At 72.3% G+C, this 433-nt stretch carries 1 pseudogene; it reads right to left on the bottom strand.

What is annotated here, in order from left to right:
• Nucleotides 1-433, bottom strand: a pseudogene (locus tag DVK06_RS18025) (hypothetical protein); the annotation flags it as partial.

The raw sequence follows: 433 nt of genomic DNA, 5'->3' as shown, positions 1-433 counted from the left end.
ACACGAGCGCCGACTGCGACAGGCTTCCGGGCGAGTCGCCGGTGGCCGTCGCGTTGAAGCCGACGACGACGAACCGCTCTCCCTCCGGCGGGGCGTACGTCTGATTGCCGACCCGAAGCGTGTCGGTCGTTCGGGCGTTCCACCGGGCGACCACGTCGGCCGAGTCGGCGCTCGCACTCGACAGGGCGGAGACGGAGACGCCGTGGTCGCCCCCGGAACCGCCGCCGCTCGACCCGCCGAGTCCGTCCAGCATCGGCCCGAGCACGGCGACGGAGCCGAGCGCGAGGACGAGCAAGAGGACGGCGACGACGACGACGCGAACGCTCGGCGGCGACCCGGATTTCAGGTCGTCGACCGACGACGGAAGCCTGTCGCGGAGCGAGCCCGCCGAGGAATCGCCGCCACCGCCGTCACCGCTATTGCCGCCGTTATC

Source organism: Halorubrum sp. Atlit-28R (assembly GCF_003665955.1).
Classification (GTDB): Archaea; Halobacteriota; Halobacteria; order Halobacteriales; family Haloferacaceae; genus Halorubrum; species Halorubrum tropicale.
Note: the sequence above shows the minus strand (reverse complement) of the source record. Positions and strands in the feature narration are given on the sequence as shown.